At 23.7% G+C, this 699-nt stretch carries 2 protein-coding genes; one reads left to right on the top strand and one right to left on the bottom strand.

Annotated elements, in window-relative coordinates; translation table 11 throughout:
• Positions 1-218: glycosyltransferase family 2 protein (locus CHL78_RS20425; RefSeq protein WP_330408687.1), on the bottom strand; the 218-nt coding region annotated here is incomplete at its 3' end.
• Positions 219-377: 159 nt separating this feature from the next.
• On the opposite strand from CHL78_RS20425, the gene CHL78_RS20430 reads away from it, so the two are divergent.
• A partial coding sequence (locus tag CHL78_RS20430; RefSeq protein ID WP_243446495.1) for a glycosyltransferase occupies positions 378-699 on the top strand: 322 nt, incomplete at its 3' end.

Genomic DNA, 699 nt, shown 5'->3' on the forward strand with positions numbered 1-699 from the left:
GATGCAGTACCGTCGCTAGAATTGTTATCAACTACAATTAGTTCATATTTATCTTTTGGTGTAAATTTTCGAATACTTTCTATACACAGTACTGTATATTCTAATTTGTTTTGAGCTAATATTATTATGCTAGTAAAATTTATATTATTATCTGGATTATAGTCATATTCTTCGATGAATTTTTTCATTACATTATTTATAGGTGATGCTTTATCCATATTTTGGCTCCTTACGTTTATAATTTTCCCTACATTTTAATTTATGTATCATTATAATAAATTGATATTACAAATTTATTAATAACCATTTATTTTATTTTTTCATATAATGAATAGATTCATTTTATCTTTATATATGGTATAAGGAGATGTTAATATATGAATAAAAAAGTCTGTTTTATTACGGCAGTAAATAATGAAAAAATATACAATAGATGTTTAGATTCTATAAAAAAATTAAATGTTCCTGACTATGTAGATATAGAAATTATACCTATTCGAAACTCCACATCTATTACAAGCGCTTATAATAAGGGTATGAATTTATCTGATGCAAAATATAAAGTCTATATTCACCAAGATGCTATAATAATCAATAAAAATCTTATCTATGAAATATTAGATATATTTGAAAATAATAAAGATATAGGAATGATCGGATCTTGTGGTTGTAAAGACTTGTCTTCGGATGGTATATGGT

The organism is Romboutsia weinsteinii (genome assembly GCF_002250835.2).
GTDB lineage: Bacteria > Bacillota > Clostridia > Peptostreptococcales > Peptostreptococcaceae > Romboutsia_A > Romboutsia_A weinsteinii.